Here is a 15,264-nt window from a genome sequence, read left to right as displayed (position 1 = left end):
TGCGGGGGCGCGAGGCTTGAACGGTGGCGACGCGAATGGGTCACCGACCCCGGAAGCGGCGCCGAAGTGGACCGGCAGCGGCCCGGCAGCGGCCCCGAAGCAACCCCGAGCATCGACAAACGACCCCGAATGGAACACCCTATGCGCAACACCCCGCTCCTCGAGACTCCGGAGCCCGCCGGCCGGCCTCGCATGAGTAGGCGGCGGCGCAAGCGCCTCGCGATCGTCATCTCGCTCAGCCTCGTCACCGCGTTGCTGCTCGGCGTCGCCGCTGTGGCGTTCGCCCTCAACCGCGTCGACCGCAGCATCGTGCGGTCAGAGATCGTACTGCCGCAGGTCGAAGAGATCGTGCCAGAGGCAGGGGAGCAGAACCTGCTCATTATGGGGATGGACAGTAGGCTCGACCAAAACGGTGACCCGCTCCCCGAGGGCGTCTACGAGGCGCTCCAGGCGGGCAATGCCGACGACGGCGGTTACAACGCGAATGTGCTGATGTTCTTGCACATTCCCGAGGATCGGTCGAAGACCGTCGGCTTCTCGATTCCGCGCGACAACTACGTTGAGATTCCCGGGGCACCGCTGGGCGTGACCCACACGAAGATCAAAGAGGCGTACGGGCTCGCGATGCAGGAGAAAATGAACGAGCTCTCGTGGGGCGAGGAGGAGCTCTCGGAGAGCGAGATCTACCAGCAGGCGCGCGCGGCCGGCCGGCAGGCCCAGATCGAAACAGTGTCGCACTTTCTCGGTGATGTGCGCATCGATCACTTCGTCGAGATGACGATGGGCGGCTTCTTTCACGTCGCCGAGGCGGTCGCGCCGGTGTCGGTGTGCCTGAACCAGGCGACCGAAGATTACTATTCGGGCGCGCGGTTCGAGGCCGGGCTGCAGGAGATCGACGCGCAGCAGGCAATCAGCTTCGTGCGCCAGCGCCGCGACACGGGGTTCGACGGGCCCTACCTCACCGACCTCGACCGGTCTCGTCGGCAGCAGGCGTTTATGATCGCGCTCGCCGACAAGCTGCGCCAGAAGAGCACACTGATGAACCCGAAGACCGTGTGGTCGCTCGTGAACACCACGCAGAAACACGTCGCCCTCGATTCGGAGTTCGACGTGCTGGGCTTCGTCGGCGTCGCCCACGATGTGGCGCAGAGCGGCGTCGAATTTATCACGCTGCCCATCGTTGGCTTCGAAAATGTCAACGGCGCCGACGTGAACATCGTCGACGTTGCCGAGGTGCAGGCGATCGTGGCCTCGGTGCTCGACGGCAGTTATTTCGATGCGCCGCCGGCGTCGGGTGGTGACGACGCGGTCGATGGCGGATCCGACGGCATCGACGGCGCTGACGAGGCCGATACATTCGACGAGAACGGCGAGCCGATCGCAGCCGACCCCGCAGCCGACCCCGCAGCCGGTCGTGCCCCTGAGGCTGCGCCGGGAACCGCGCACTACGACTCGTGGGAGGAGCCCATTCGCGCGGGCTCGATTCCCTGCGTGAACTGAGCGTGAGCGCGCAGTGCGGCAGCACACTGTCGTCTTAGAACCCACACGAGGAGCGCGAGCCACCATCGTGCCGGCCGAGCCCGGCAGGCTGCGCACCCTCACGATCGCGCTCTTGAGTATCGTGCTCGGCCTCACCGCTGTCGGGGTGATCATGGTGCAGTCGGCGAGCCAGGTTGTTGCGATCTCGGCGGGCAGACACCCGCTCGACGGGCTGCTGAAGCAGGGGGCGTACGCCGTGCTCGGCATCGGGCTGATGTTCGCCATCAGCCGGGTGCCGACCGTCGCGCTGCGCAGGCTGTCGTGGCTCCTGCTTGTCGTCGGCTTCACGCTGCAGGCCCTCGTCTACACCCCGCTCGGCTACGAGGCGGGCGGCAACCGCAACTGGCTGCGCCTCGGCCCGATCTCGATGCAGCCGGCCGAGTTCATGAAGGTCGTGTTGCTCGTGTGGGTGTCTGCGGTGCTCGCGAACAAGCAGCGCCTGCTCGACCGATGGGTGCACGTTGTCGTGCCGATACTGCCCGTCGTCGCCGCGTCGATGTTCGTGAACGTGTTGGGTGGCGACCTCGGCACGCTCATGGTGCTCGCCGCCCTCGTGTTTGGCTGCCTGTATTTCTCGCGGGTGAGGGGGCGCGTGCTCGCCGGGGTCGCCGCCATCGCGCTGCTCGGCATCGGCGCGATGACGATCATCAAACCCAACCGGGTCGTGCGCATTCTGCACTTCTTCGAAGTCGACTGCCTCACCGCGGCCGAGCACGCCTACGCGGGGTGCTGGCAGACCCTCAACGGCTTCTGGGCGCTCGCCAACGGGGGAGTGCTCGGCGTGGGCGTCGGCAACTCGACCGCGAAGTGGCACTGGCTGCCCGAGGCCCAAAACGACTTCGTGTTCGCGGTTGTGGGTGAGGAGCTCGGCTTCGTCGGCGCGATGGCGGTGATCTTCGCGTTCGTCGCGCTCGCCGCAGTGCTCATCGGGCTGATGACCTGCTGCGATTCACCCTTCGCGCGCTCGATTATCGGGGGTGTGACCGTGTGGATCGCGGTGCAGATGATGATCAACATTTCAGTCGTGCTCGGCTTCGTTCCGGTTCTCGGGGTGCCGCTGCCGTTCATCTCAGCTGGTGGCACTTCGCTGCTGTCGCTGCTCACCGCGACCGGCGTCGTGCTCGCCTGCGTGCGCGAAGCGGCGGCTGCGCCCGAGACCGCCGATGGCAGCCTGAGCGCCGCGCGATCCGCCACGGCAGGCGCGAGCCCCGACACCGCCGCGCCCAGCGGCGGCTAGCGCAACGTGGGAGAATCGTGCGCAGACACACTCAGCACTGGTACGCGGGGCCCATTCCCGGGCTCGACACGGGGAGGTCAGAGATGGCGCGAGCACACCGCAACCCGTTGCCCGACGAGCAGGCGTACCGCCGCTCGGCGTCGAAGATCGGCTGGCAGGTCATGGCGGTATGCGCCGCCCTCGTGGTGATCGGCGGCGGCGTGATTCTCGCCTTCGTGTTCTGGCAGACCACGCCGGGAGAAGCGAACAAGCCGCCGCAGCCCGGGGAGATCGAGGTGCGGCTCGATCCCGGTGAGCTCGCCCTCGCGACCGCGCTGCTCGCGACCGGCGCGATCATCTGTGCTGGGCTCGCAGCGCGGCTCATCGCCAGGCGCGCGGTGCACCCGCTCGACGAGGCCTTTCGGCTACAGCGCAGGTTCGTCGCCGACGTGAGCCACGAACTGCGCACCCCGCTCGCGGTCATCGACGCTCGCGCGCAGCAGCTCGCGGCGCTCACCCCACCGGGAGACACCAGGCAGCGGGTGCTCGACGAGCTGCGACAAGACGCCCGCATCATGGCCGAGACGATCGACTCGATGCTCGCCGCTGCTGGTGGCGCGGAGCCCGTGTCGGGAGCAGCCGACGTCGACGAGATCGCGGCGGAGGTCGCGGCAGACCTCGGGAAGGTCGCCGCCCCATTCGGTGTGACCGTGGGGTGGGTCGGCGAGACCGCCACGGTGGCCATGCCGGCCCAGGCGCTGCGGCGCTGCCTCGTCGCGCTCGTCGACAACGCGATCGATCACTCCCCGCACGGCGGGGCGGTGACTATCTCTGCTGCGCGGAGCGACACGGGGCTCGAGGCGGGCGCGGCCGCCGTGGTAACCGTGCGCGACGAGGGCGACGGCATTCAGGGAATCGCACCCGAGCGGGTGTTCGACAGGTTCGCCCAGGGAACGCCCCCGCGCACCCAGCGCGGCGCCGCGCGCACGAGCCGCGGAATTGGGCTCGCGCTCGTGCGGGAAATCTGCGCAGCGCACGGCGCTCGTGTGCGACTCGCGGAGTCGGGGCCTGGCGGCACCGCCTTCGAGCTGATCTTGGCCATCTCCGACAGCCCCACCGGCCGGGGCGGCGAGGCGAGCTGATGTTGCGCGTGCTGGTGGTCGAAGATGATGCGAGGCTCGGGCCGATCATGCGCGACGTGCTCGCGCTCGATTGGCAGGTCGAGCTCGTCGGGAGCGCCGAGGCGGCAGACGCCGTAGCCCTCACCGGCCACTTCGACGCGATGATCGTCGACCGGGGCCTGCCTGGCGCGAGCGGCGAGGAATGGGTGCGAGCGCTGAGGCGGCGGCGCGTGCAGACCCCCATTCTCATGCTCACCGCGCTCGGGGAGCTGCACGATAGGGTCGAGGGGCTCGACGCCGGGGCAAACGACTACCTGGTGAAACCGTTCGAGTTTGCCGAGTTGAACGCGCGGCTGCGCGCGCTCACCAGACGCTACGACGGCACCGGGCCGCGCTACGACATCGGCGGGTGGGAGTTCTCACCCGAAGACCAGCGCATCGAGTCGCCCTACGACGGGCCTGTGCAGCTCACGGGCACAGAGGCAGCGTTGCTTGGTGTGCTCGCGGCCGAACCGGGGCGGGTGTTCTCGCGCGAGGAGCTGCTTGCGCTCGTGTTCACGCAGGGGGAGCGCGAGACGACCGTCGAAACCTACGTGCACTACCTACGCCGCAAGACCGACAAAGACCTCATCGAGACGGTGCGCGGGCGCGGGTATCGGCTGGGGCGGCTCGCGTAGGCGCCTCACAGACAGGCGCGCGTGCGTAACTATTCGTTGCGAACACGCAGATTCTTATTTATGATTTGGAGTGTATTTGCCACCTGAGGTGCGGAGGCACTGATGTCAACTGCGTACGACGAGGAGCCGTCAGGCATCGACCGACATGTTGACGCCGCGAGCGCGCCGGCAACGTGGAAGACGGAGGTTCGTGCGAACGCAAACGCTGAGCTCAGCGAACGACAACTCGCCGAAATGTGGCAGGCCGTTCGGAGTCTCACAGCGCGCGGTCGATTCTCATTCGATGTCACGCTCGCGATGCTTGACGTTTCGGTGGAGCTGTTGGAAGAGCGGCACGCGACCGGTGGCGCACTCTCTGCAGACCAGGCTCGCTTTCTCGTGGAGTCGGGGGCATTCGAAGCAGACGAACTTAATGCTACCGAGGCGCGAGTCGCCGCTGGCGAGCTCGCGTCGTTGGAACGCCGAACGCGTCTCGGCGAGATCTCGGCTTCGTTGAGCGCGGCAGAAGTTGCGGAGCGACTCGGTATTGATGCGTCGAGCGTGCGCCACCGTCAAGCGAAGGGGCTGCTCTACAGCTTTCTCGTTGGGGGCAAGCGACGCTACCCTAGCTGGCAGTTCACCGGAGAAGCTGCGATGCCCGTGGTGCCTGGGCTTGCCTCGGTCATCAAAGTGTTTCCCGGCGACATGCGGCCCGCGACCGTGCGCGGTTTTATGGAAACGCCGCAGCCAACGCTGCGCGTCGAGGGCGAACCCACTGCCCCCACCGGGTGGCTGCTCAGTAGCGGCGACCCAGCTGCGGTCGTTGAAGCTCTCGCCGGGTTTCTCGAGCAATGAATGAACGACCGAAAGTGCCGCTGCGGCCACCCGAGACATTTGTGACAGAAGCTGCGCACCTTCGCGGGTTCGACTCGGTGCTGTGGCGCGTGTTCGCAACGACTTCCCCGCACGCACTGCGGTGGAACGAACTTCGCCGGTTCGGCCCGATTGCCGGAATGCGGTTCGACCCGCACAAGCTTCCGCAGGGTATGGACTCGCAGGCGGGGGTTATGTACGCGGCGACTACTCCTCACACCGCGCTCGCAGAGACATTTCAGGCCACCCGAGTCATCGATCGCTCGCTATTTGGGCGAGAGATTGTTGCGTGGCGGCCCACCCGGGCGCTGACGCTGCTCGACCTCACCACGAACTGGCCCGTGCTGAACGGGGCGGCGGCGTCGATGATGATGGACGACAAGGTAGCAACGGCCGCGTGGGCGCGTGCCATACACAGCGCGATGGGTGGAGAGATCGACGGGCTCTTTCATCACTCATCAATCACCGCCGAACCCGTGGTGACGCTGTTTGGCGGCGGCAGGCGCGAACCGGGGCTGCCGAAACGACCAGAGTTCAGTGCCCCGCTCGGAGCCGCCCTTGCTGACGAAATCGTGAGCCAGGCCTCGCGACGGCTCGGGTATCGAGTCGTGTGAGCGCGTGCGGTTGCCGATGTAGGTGATGTGCGCGGGCGCGGGTATCGGCTGGGGCGGCTCGGGTAGCTCCCGCTGTATTCGGCACTCTCATGAGCAAAACACAGCGGGAGCTGCGCGCCCGATAACGTGCGCCTGCCCGTCGAGCCTGAGCCGGTGGGCTACGCCTCTGGCATGCCGAGCATCGCCTCGATCGGTCGCCTGACGAGTCGCAGCAGGAGCGCGCTCACGATGCCGATGGCTCCGACCATGCAGAAGAACCCGATCGAGCTCATGCTCGTGTAGAGCGTGCCGAGAACAGCTGAGATCGTCGAGCCAACCCCGAGGGTGAGAATCTTCAGGGCAACGGCCTGCGACCGGAATTTCTCGGGTGCAATGCTCGTGATGAGTGACATGCCGATGGGGCTCACGAACAGCTCGGAGGCGCCGGCGATCGCGAGACAGAGCGCGATGAACCACGGCGACACCGTGCGACCCGGGGTGAGCTCCGTGAGCACCATCAGCAGATACGCGAAACCGATCATTGCGAGCCCGAACGAGAACTTGTTCGTTGGGGTCAGGCGCCCGACCCTGCTGTTCTTCCAGATCGACCCCATGAACCAGAGCGTCACGACGAGGGCGATGGTGCCGACGAACGAGAACCAGGCCTCGGGAATCTCCCAGTTGCCAACCGTCAGGTCGACGCGTGCGGTGACGAGGAGCGGGATTGTCGTAAAGATCTGCAGCAGCAGCCCCATGTAGACCGCCTCTGCCACCCACATCGGCAGATAGCCGCGGATGCGCCGCTTCTCGCTCGCGGTCACGGATCGCGTACCGAGGATGCGGCCGAAGCCGTACACCGCGACGGCGATGATGACCCCGCCGACGACGAGATTGAGGTTGTCGGAGTGAATGATGCCTGCGCCGAACAGCGCAGCGCACACGCCGATTGCCACCGCGGCGCCAGCGACGACCGCGGCGAATGCCGATGGGCGAATCGGGTTGAAGACCACTCGACTGGCCTCGGGGAGGTCTCGGTAGCGCAGTAGAAACTGCACGAGGCCAAAGAACATGCCGATCGCGGCGAGCCCGAAGGCGAGGTGGAAGCCCCATGTCACCTGCGCGAAGCCGGTGAGTAGTGGCCCGAGCACCGCGCCCGTGTTGACCCCCATATAGAAATACGAGAACCCGGCGTCGCGGTCGACTCGGCTGCGGCCCCCATACAGCGTGCCAACGAGCGCAGAGACGTTCGTCTTGAGTAGGCCCGTGCCGATGGCAATTGCCGCGAGCCCAATAAAGAGCCCGGTCGTGCCTGGCACGAGCGCCAAACTGATGTGGCCGACCATGATGATCGAGCCGCCGACGAGAATGGTGGTGCGTTGCGCGAGTAGCCGGTCGGCGATCCACGCGCCCATCACCTGTGACAGGTAGACGGCTCCACCGTAGGCGCCGACGATGCTGATCGCCGTCGTGGGGCTCAGCTCGAGCCCGCCGTCGGCGAGGGAATACAGCAGGTAGTAGGTGAGAATGCCCTGCAGGCCGTAGTAGCTGAAGCGCTCCCAGAACTCAGTGAGGGTCACGCTCCAAAAACCTCGGGGCGCACGGCCCTCGGCGGCATCAGCCGGGAGGGGTGACAGCGACGATTGCTGTGCCATCAGCTTGCTCCCCCGTGTTGCTCACCGCGAACCTGCTCGTCGAACTCGACCGGGGCTCCGTCGCGGATAACGGTGACCCCATCGGCCACGATCGTGACACCGCGTATCGTGGCATCAAAATGTACCTCACTCCGGTTCAACCCGCCCGGGTAGACATGGTTGTCGCCGAAGCCAATATGTATCGTGCCGAGCAGCGCTTTTTCCGTTTCTCGCCCAAACTGAGCGCGCGGGTTGCCTCCGACGCCGAGCTCACCGACGACGTTCGAACCTTCGTCGAGCGCGAACAGCCTGCGGAAGTCGTCGGCATCGCTTTCGCCGTGCACAGCGGTCACACGGCCGCCCGACACGGTGACCGTCACCGGCGCTGCAACGGTTCCCATTTCTGCCCTTGCCTCGGTGAGCCCGTCAAACACGATGGTGCCCGTTGCCGAGTTCTCGATCGGCGCCCAGTTGTATTCTCCCCACAGCGGCACAGAGAGCCCGTAGGCCTCTCCGCGCTCGGGCACGGGCATGATTGGCAGGCAGGTGCGGCCGGCGAGCGAGAGTCGCAGGTCTGTGCCGCCCGGCGCGGTGATGTGCACCTCGTGCGCGCCGTTCAGCGCCGACTGAATGTGCCCGCCGAGCTCGTTCACGTATGCGATGTCGCTGCCGCTGAGGTTCCACGTGCCGAGGCCCTCGTCGACCTTGAAGATCGAGCAGTCAGGGCCTGTGCGGAAGAGTCGAGAGACCTTGTGATCGAGCCGAAAACCGTAGGTTTCGTCGACAACGAAGATGTTCACGTTCGTTGCTTGAATGAGCGCGCGCAGGTGCGCCGGCGGGTCAATCCAGAACTCTTCGCTGGCGCGCAGCGCCGCGACCTGCTGGGCAACGTCGACGCCGACGACCTCATTGCCGAGTGCGCGCACCGCTGCGAGCACCGCTGCTGCTTCGGCGCGGTGGGAGTCGTCGCCGAACACCGCAACTGTCTCCCCGGGTTTGAGGCGAACGAAGTCGTTTACGATCATTTCGGCCTCGGCGGCCAGGCGTGCTTCTCGATCCACTGATCAATCCTTTGCTCATGTCGATGTGGGTGGGGCAGTTGCCCCGCAGCGGCTGAAGGCCCGGCGGCGTGAGTGCCAGTGAGAAGTCGGCGATGCGTGGTACTCGCTGACTCCCTTGTCTCCGTGTGAAAAGTGCCACTAAGCAGAGATAGTAGGCTAACTTCACAAGATCGCGCAACCGACAGTCTTGCTTCACGTATCATGAAGTATGTCTGCGAATCCGGAGAAGAAGAGCCCCAAGGGTGACACCGTCGATGCCGAGGCCGCCAAGCGGCTCGTTGGGAAGCAGGTGAAGTTTTTTCGGCAAACGCGCGGGTTCTCAACGCGCGAGCTTGCGGCAATGACGAGCGTGACCGGGTCGCTGATCTCCCAGATCGAGCGCGGCATGGTCGCGCCGTCGCTGAGCACGCTGCTGAGCCTGGCCGGGGCGTTGAGCGTTGAGGTGGGGGAGCTGTTCGGGAGCGCAGCCGCCGTCGGGAAGGTCGTGCGGCGGGCCGAGCGCCGGGAGATTGAATACCCCGATCAGGGGTTTCGTGACGAGTGGCTGTCGGCCGACGCGAGTGGAAGGTTGCTCGTGCTGCGCTCGGTCATTGACCCGGGTGCGGAAAGCGGCCCCGAGCGTCTGCTCCACGGCTCCGAGGTCGAGTTTGTGTTCGTGCTTGCCGGTGAGATCGAAATACTGCTGGGTGAGCAGGAGGTCGTGCGGCTCGCCGAGGGTGACTCGCTCACCTTCCCCGGGACCCTGCCGCACGGGTTTAGAAACCTCGGGGGGCGGCGCGCGGAGCTGCTCTGGGTGGTGACGCCGGCGAACTACTAGCGTCGGGGAATTGCGCGGCTGGCAAAAGTGCCACTACTCTCGCTGTTAAGTAAAACTTATCAAGGGAGGGTCGGGATGACCTCAGCCGAATTGGATCAACGGGTAGTGATTGTGACGGGCGCTGCGCGCGGCCTCGGTGCGGTGATCGCTGAGTGCCTCGAGCAGGCGAGCGCGAGCGTTGTTCGGGTGGACATCGCAGGGGGTGACTTCGCCGCCGACATCAGCACGGCCGCTGGCAACGAGGCGATGGTCGCCCACGCACTGCAGCTACACGGTCGACTCGACGGGATCGTGCTGAACGCCGGGGTGCAACACGTGCGACCGCTGACAGAGTTTCCCGAGGAGCAGTGGGATCGCCTGCACGGCGTCATGCTCAAGGGGCCATTTCTTGGGTTGCAGGCGGCCTGGCCAGCCCTCGCGGCCTCCGGCACCGGCCGGGCAGTGATCGTGTCGTCGACCTCTGCCATTGCGGCCGAGCCCGACAAGAGCGCCTATGTCTCTGCCAAAGCTGGCGTGATGGGGCTCGTGCGCGCGACCGCGGTCGAGGGTGGGCGCGACGGAGTCGCGGTGAACGCGGTGCTCCCGGGCTGGATGCGCACGGAGATGGCCGAGGCGCAGCTGCGAACGGCCGTCGACGGCGGGCTCGACCGGGCGGAGGCCGAGGCGCGGATGTTCGCCCGGCAGCCGGTGAAGCGATTCGTCGAGACCGGCGAGGTCGCGGCAGCGGTGCGTTTTCTCCTGAGCCCCGCGGCGTCGGGCATCACCGGTGTCGGCCTGCCGGTCGACCTCGGGCTGCTCGCGCAGTAGCGACGCGAGCGCGCGAGCAGCCGGGCCCGGCCCGTTGCGCCGCTAGTGCTCGCGCACCACCACGCCGTCGCGACGGCGCGCGTCGACACGCAGCTCGAACACATCGTTGCGGGCCGAATGCCCGACGACGTCGAGGTCGTGGTGGGCCCGCTCGATCGCGGTCAGGTCGATCTCTCCATAGACGATCCCCGCCGTGCCCCGCACTGGCTCAACGACCCAGTTGCCGTCGGGCCCGATGATCGACGACCCGCCGTCGAACAGGAGCCCGGTCGTGGGTGCGCTCGGCCCAACACCGACCCTGAAGGGCTCGCGCAGCGGCTCGGGCAGGTCTTCCACTGCGAGGAAGAGCCCTGCCGAGAGCACGAAGCAGCGGCCCTCAAACGCGTAGCTGCGCGCGGCGATGAGGTGAATCTCGCTCGTCTCTGGCCACGCGGCGACGTGAATCTGCTCGCCGCTCGCGTGGAGTGTTTGCCTGGCGAGGGGCATCCAATGCTCCCAGCACACGAGCCCGCCGAGCCGGCCGACGGGGGTGTCGACCGCGCGCAGCCCGGCGGCGTCGCCAGCGCCCCAGATGATGCGCTCCGAGTGTGTCGGTACGAGCTTGCGGTGCAGGTTGAGGGTCGAGCCGTCTGGCCCGATCGTCACGAGGCTGTTGTAGAGCGTGCCGCCGCGCGGCGCCCGCTCGTTCAGGCCCATCATTACGGTGACCTGTCGGCTCGCAGCGACCGCGCGCAGCTCGGCGAGGGCGTCGTCGCCCGCGGGCGACGGGTCGAGCACCGGGCTTTCGGCGAGCAGTCGGGCGTGCCAGCGCCTCGCCTCGGCGTCATCCCACCCCGCCATGCCAAATGCCCACGCCGGGTAGCAGGTGAGCCAGGTTTCAGGGAAGACGATGAGCTGTGCGCCGTGATCGGCCGCTTCGGTGATGTGCGCAACGGCGCGTTCGATCGATGCGGCGAGGTCGAGCACCGCGGGCGGGTGCTGAATGATTGCGACGGTCTGGTGCGTCACGTGATCTCCTTCTGAAGTGGTCGTGTGGCGTTGTTGGAGTGTGGCGTGGTCGGAGTGTGGCAGAGCGAGACGCCGGGGCCGGCGCGGTGGGAGGCCGCCTGTGGGCTAGCGCCCGCCCTCGAGCTCGCGCTCGCTGCGCTCGATCGCGGCGGCCTCTGCCGTGCGGTCTTGGTTGCGGGTGAGCAGGTAGTACAGCCCGCCCGAGACAATGATCGCCGGCACGAACGAGAGGTCTGCGCCTCCGAGCGCGTGGGCGACCGGGCCCGTGTAAATCGGGAGCGCGAAGAACGGGATGGCGACGATAAACCCAGCGGCGTATGAGAGCAGCCCGCGCCAGGCCCAGCGGCCGTAGATGCCGTTGGGGTTGAAGATCTCGGTGATCGCGTAGCGCCCGTGGCGCACGAAGTAGAAGTCGACGAGGTTGACCGCTGTCCACGGCACCAAGAAGTACAGCATGAGCGTGACGAACGAGTTGAAGCTGTCGAGGTAGTTGTCGGGAATTGCGAGCGCGACGACGAGTGCGAGGAGCCCGACGAGGGTGAGGCTCACCACTCGGAGCGCCACCGTCGGCCGCATGCGCTTGAACCCGTCGACCGCGCTGATGCCGGTGAGCATCGCACCGTAGGCGTTGACGCCCATGATGGTGATGAGCGCGACCGAGCCGACGAGCACGACGACGGTGCCGAAACCGGGGAACAGCAGATCGCCCGTCTGCATGAGCGCCGGAATGCCGTCGATGTTCGGAATCTTGCTGCTGAGCACGGCGCCGAGTGACATGAGCCAGACCGCCGACCCAGCTGCTCCGGCATACGTCCACCCAATGAGCTTGCCCGCCGGGGCGTTCTCTGGCAGGTAGCGCGAGTAGTCAGAGACGTATACCGAGTAGCTGAGGTTGAACCCTGCGGCGAGCGAGAGCTGCACGAAGAACGCCGCGGTGTTCCACCCGGCGCTCAGGCCGGGCGCGCCGGCTGCGGTTGGCAGCACGAAGATCGCGAGCACCGTGACGATGCCGAAGACGACGATGAGCACATAGGTGAGCCAGCGCTGCACGACGTGCAGCAGGTCGTGGCCAACGATGGCAATGACGATCGACACGACGATGAGCACCGGGTACCAGAAGAACTCGCCGCCGGGGGCGACGGTCTGAATGCCCTGGGTGCCGATGATCGTGTCGAACACCATGAAGCCCACGTACACAAACACGGTTGCGATGAACGGAATGATGGCGCCGCGCGAGCCGAACTGGGCGCGCGACTGGATCATCTGGGGCAGGCCCATGCGCGGGCCCTGGTTCGCGTGGAACGCCATGAAGAACGTGCCCGAGCCTGCGCCGAGCACGATCGCGAGCACCGTCCATGGCACGCTGAGCCCCATGCTCGGGCCGGTGAACCCGACGAGCATCGTGAGAATCACGAAGTTGCCGGTGAACCAGAAGGGGCCCTGGTGCCACACTTTGCCGCGGCGCTCGGCGCGCGGCACGTAGTCGATCGACCTCGTCTCGATGGTCGGGGGAGTCGGGGATGCTGACATCGTTGTCCTCTCAGCTCTGCGGGTGCCCAAATTAATAGTCGCACAAGTGTGCGAATTGAGATAGTAGCACATTTGTGCGAGAATGATGCCATGGCAAGACAGCTCGATCACGAGGCCCGCGATCGAGCGGTTGTTGAGGCCGCCTGGCGGGTGATCTCGCGCGAGGGGATGACCGCGCTCACGGTGCGCAGCGTGGCAAAAGAGGCCGGGCTGGCGCCGAGCTCGCTGCGCTATTCGTTTCCGACCCAGAGCACCGTTCGCGAGCGAGCGATCTCGGCGGTGCTCGAGCGGCTCCAGGAGCGCGTGACGGCGCTGCCGAGAGACGGAGCATGGGGTGAGAGCGCGCTGCTCGAACTCATTCCGGTCGACGATGAGAAGCACACCGAGGCGGTGGTGTGGCTGGCGCTCGAAATGGCGGCGGTTGCTGACGTCGAGCTGCAGCCGGTGCGGGCGCGCGCCAACGCGTATATTCGCGCCGTCTGCCACGACGTCGCGGCATGGCTCGGGTCTGATTCAGACGACTTCGTTGACCAGTTGCACGCCTTCGTCGACGGCCTCACGCTGCACGTCGTTGTGCGCGACGAGTGCACGCCTGCATGGGCGCGCCGAGCGCTCTCGATCTACCTGAACGAGGCGAGGCAACGGCTCGAGGCCCCAGGGGCCTCTCGCGGGTAGCGCAGTGATCGCGGGGCGACCAAAGTGCGAGATACTGGTGGGTGGCACATTTTCGCCCGCACGCACCTGGGAGGGCAGCATTATGGATCTGTTGGCATCGAACGAATCACCTTTGAATCGATACGGGTCGCTCGATGAGGCGCTGGTGCACCGTAGGGCCCCCGTCGAAAACCGCGTGTTTCTCAAGACCCTGCTGAATCGCATGCCGATCGACCGGCTGTTGCGCACTGACGGCGGCATCACGGTCGTGCGCTCCGACGGTGCCCCCGACATTCAGGTGCGCAAGGGCTACAGCGTCGGCTTTCAGACCGAGGAAGAGATCGTCGCGGTCGTCGGAAGCGAGGCGCCGCGCTGGGAGAGCCGCCGCCGCCCGGGCACCTGGGCGGTAGACCACCCGCTCCACGGCCGAGGCGCGATCATCGAGGCCGAGGAGCTCGCTGCCGAGCGCGGCCCCGTGAAGCCGGCGCGCGGCGCCAAGCGAGGCACCGCGCGCGTCGCAAAGCCGAAGGCTGAGCCCAAGGTCAAGCCCGCTGCGCAGCAGGAGCGCGTGCAGCCGGTGTGCCCGAACTGCTTCATGCTGATGGCGCTGTCTGGCGTCTGCGGAAACTGCTCGTAGCGGCAACGGTGCCCGCGCGGCCGAAGGGCTGAGCGGGCGGTAGGCTCGTCTGGTGCCCCCGCGTTCGCCCCTGCCCCAGCGTCTCGGGCTCGACGCCGCCTGGCTGAGCACGGCCGCCCGCCCCGGGGAGTCGCCAGACGAGTGGCCGCTCATGCGCGACTGGCTGCACCATCGCGTCGGCGCGCACGTTGACGTCGACGCCTTTATTGCCGACGAGCGTTTCGTCGTGGCATCGGGGGAGCCGGTGCGGGCGACAGATCGCTACCGCTCGAACATCTTCGTGTGGTTCTATCGCGACCTGCCAGAGGAGACGCCCGTGCCCGGGCAGATTCGCGTGCTGTTTCGCGACGACCGCATCATTGTCGTCGACAAGCCGGCGTTCCTCTCGACGATTCCGCGTGGCAGGCACGTGCGCGAAAGCGTTGTCGTGCGGCTGCGGCACGAGCTTGGCCTGCCCGAGCTCACCCCCATGCACAGGCTCGACCGGGTGACGTCTGGGGTGCTGTTGCTGTCAACCGAGCGGCGGTGGCGCGGCGCGTACCAATCGCTGTTTCAGTACGGCGAGGTGACGAAGACCTACCGCGCCGTTGCGGGCATTCGCGATGACCTCGCGCTCCCGGTGACGGTGCGCAATCACCTCGCGAAAGAGCCCGGCATCATGCAGGCCGAGGTGATCGACGGGGCCGAACCGAACTCCGAGTCGCTCGTCGAGTTCGAGCGCGAACTCACCGCGGCCGAGGAGATGGCGCTTGGCGGTGACGGCGGTGGTGACGGCGGCGGTGGTGCATCTCGCCGGGGCGTGTACCGGCTCACCCCGCGAACGGGCAAGACGCATCAGTTGCGGATCCACCTCTGCGGGCTAGGAATTCCCATCACGGGTGACCCGCTCTACCCGACCGCCCGCCAGGTCGCCGTCGATGACTTCACGACGCCCCTGCAACTGCTGGCGAGCGAGCTGCAGTTCGTCGACCCGGTCGACGGCAGCGAGCGGCGGTTCGCGAGCGAGCTGCACCTTCCGCTCCAGCCAGCGCCGCAGCGCTAGGCGCGCGACGCCGGGCGCGCCACCCAGCAGCCTCCCAGCGTTCTGCCACGAATTTGTGACGAATTCCGCTCGCGACACG

At 66.8% G+C, this 15,264-nt stretch carries 15 protein-coding genes; 11 read left to right on the top strand and 4 right to left on the bottom strand.

The window, feature by feature from the left end; all coding sequences use genetic code 11:
- The first annotated feature begins 141 nt into the window (after positions 1–141).
- The 6 genes from ABD115_RS12205 to ABD115_RS12180 all read left to right on the top strand — a co-directional run bounded on the left by ABD115_RS12205 (position 142) and on the right by ABD115_RS12180 (position 6,019).
- Positions 142–1,500 (top strand): LCP family protein, encoded by a 1,359-nt coding sequence (locus ABD115_RS12205; RefSeq protein WP_343961189.1) that lies wholly within the window; start codon positions 142–144, stop codon positions 1,498–1,500.
- A 67-nt stretch (positions 1,501–1,567) separates the two neighbouring features.
- Entirely contained in the window at positions 1,568–2,776 is a 1,209-nt protein-coding gene (locus tag ABD115_RS12200; RefSeq protein ID WP_343961187.1) for an FtsW/RodA/SpoVE family cell cycle protein, read from the top strand.
- A gap of 17 nt (positions 2,777–2,793) precedes the next feature.
- Positions 2,794–3,897, top strand: a complete 1,104-nt coding sequence (locus ABD115_RS12195) for a sensor histidine kinase (RefSeq protein ID WP_343961185.1) — start codon at positions 2,794–2,796, stop codon at positions 3,895–3,897.
- A complete protein-coding gene (locus tag ABD115_RS12190; RefSeq protein ID WP_343961184.1) occupies positions 3,897–4,553 on the top strand; it encodes a response regulator transcription factor in 657 nt (218 codons plus the stop codon). The genes ABD115_RS12195 and ABD115_RS12190 overlap by 1 nt, the downstream gene beginning before the upstream one ends.
- A 102-nt stretch (positions 4,554–4,655) precedes the next feature.
- Positions 4,656–5,387, top strand: coding sequence for a hypothetical protein (locus tag ABD115_RS12185; protein ID WP_343961183.1), 732 nt, complete (start codon positions 4,656–4,658; stop codon positions 5,385–5,387).
- A complete protein-coding gene (locus ABD115_RS12180) occupies positions 5,384–6,019 on the top strand; it encodes an RES family NAD+ phosphorylase (RefSeq protein ID WP_343961181.1) in 636 nt (211 codons plus the stop codon). Before ABD115_RS12185 ends, ABD115_RS12180 begins: the two co-directional genes overlap by 4 nt.
- Positions 6,020–6,177: 158 nt before the next feature.
- Here the strand turns inward: ABD115_RS12180 and ABD115_RS12175 are convergent, their stop codons facing one another.
- A complete protein-coding gene (locus ABD115_RS12175; RefSeq protein WP_343961179.1) occupies positions 6,178–7,650 on the bottom strand; it encodes a peptide MFS transporter in 1,473 nt (490 codons plus the stop codon).
- A complete protein-coding gene (locus tag ABD115_RS12170; protein WP_343961177.1) occupies positions 7,650–8,690 on the bottom strand; it encodes an aminopeptidase in 1,041 nt (346 codons plus the stop codon). Before ABD115_RS12170 ends, ABD115_RS12175 begins: the two co-directional genes overlap by 1 nt.
- Before the next feature lie 208 nt (positions 8,691–8,898).
- Between ABD115_RS12170 and ABD115_RS12165 the strand changes: the two genes are divergently transcribed.
- A complete protein-coding gene (locus tag ABD115_RS12165; protein ID WP_343961176.1) occupies positions 8,899–9,507 on the top strand; it encodes a helix-turn-helix domain-containing protein in 609 nt (202 codons plus the stop codon).
- Positions 9,508–9,582: 75 nt separating this feature from the next.
- Positions 9,583–10,314 (top strand): SDR family NAD(P)-dependent oxidoreductase, encoded by a 732-nt coding sequence (locus tag ABD115_RS12160; protein ID WP_343961174.1) that lies wholly within the window; start codon positions 9,583–9,585, stop codon positions 10,312–10,314.
- A gap of 42 nt (positions 10,315–10,356) precedes the next feature.
- On the opposite strand, the gene ABD115_RS12155 is transcribed toward ABD115_RS12160, so the two are convergent.
- Entirely contained in the window at positions 10,357–11,322 is a 966-nt protein-coding gene (locus tag ABD115_RS12155) for a carbon-nitrogen hydrolase family protein (RefSeq protein WP_343961172.1), read from the bottom strand.
- 105 nt (positions 11,323–11,427) lie between these two features.
- On the bottom strand, positions 11,428–12,852 hold the full coding sequence (locus ABD115_RS12150) for a purine-cytosine permease family protein (RefSeq protein WP_343961168.1): 1,425 nt from the start codon (positions 12,850–12,852) through the stop codon (positions 11,428–11,430).
- 90 nt (positions 12,853–12,942) lie between these two features.
- Here ABD115_RS12150 and ABD115_RS12145 point away from each other — a divergent pair, with 90 nt between their 5' ends.
- From ABD115_RS12145 to ABD115_RS12135, 3 genes are all read left to right on the top strand, one after another.
- Positions 12,943–13,527, top strand: a complete 585-nt coding sequence (locus ABD115_RS12145) for a TetR/AcrR family transcriptional regulator (RefSeq protein WP_343961166.1) — start codon at positions 12,943–12,945, stop codon at positions 13,525–13,527.
- Positions 13,528–13,639: 112 nt separating this feature from the next.
- Positions 13,640–14,143, top strand: coding sequence for a hypothetical protein (locus ABD115_RS12140; protein WP_343961164.1), 504 nt, complete (start codon positions 13,640–13,642; stop codon positions 14,141–14,143).
- Positions 14,144–14,195: 52 nt separating this feature from the next.
- Positions 14,196–15,185 (top strand): pseudouridine synthase, encoded by a 990-nt coding sequence (locus ABD115_RS12135; RefSeq protein WP_343961162.1) that lies wholly within the window; start codon positions 14,196–14,198, stop codon positions 15,183–15,185.
- Positions 15,186–15,264 lie beyond the last annotated feature (79 nt).

This window comes from Leucobacter albus, assembly GCF_039528015.1.
GTDB lineage: Bacteria > Actinomycetota > Actinomycetes > Actinomycetales > Microbacteriaceae > Leucobacter > Leucobacter albus.
This window is presented reverse-complemented; position numbering and strand designations above follow the sequence as displayed.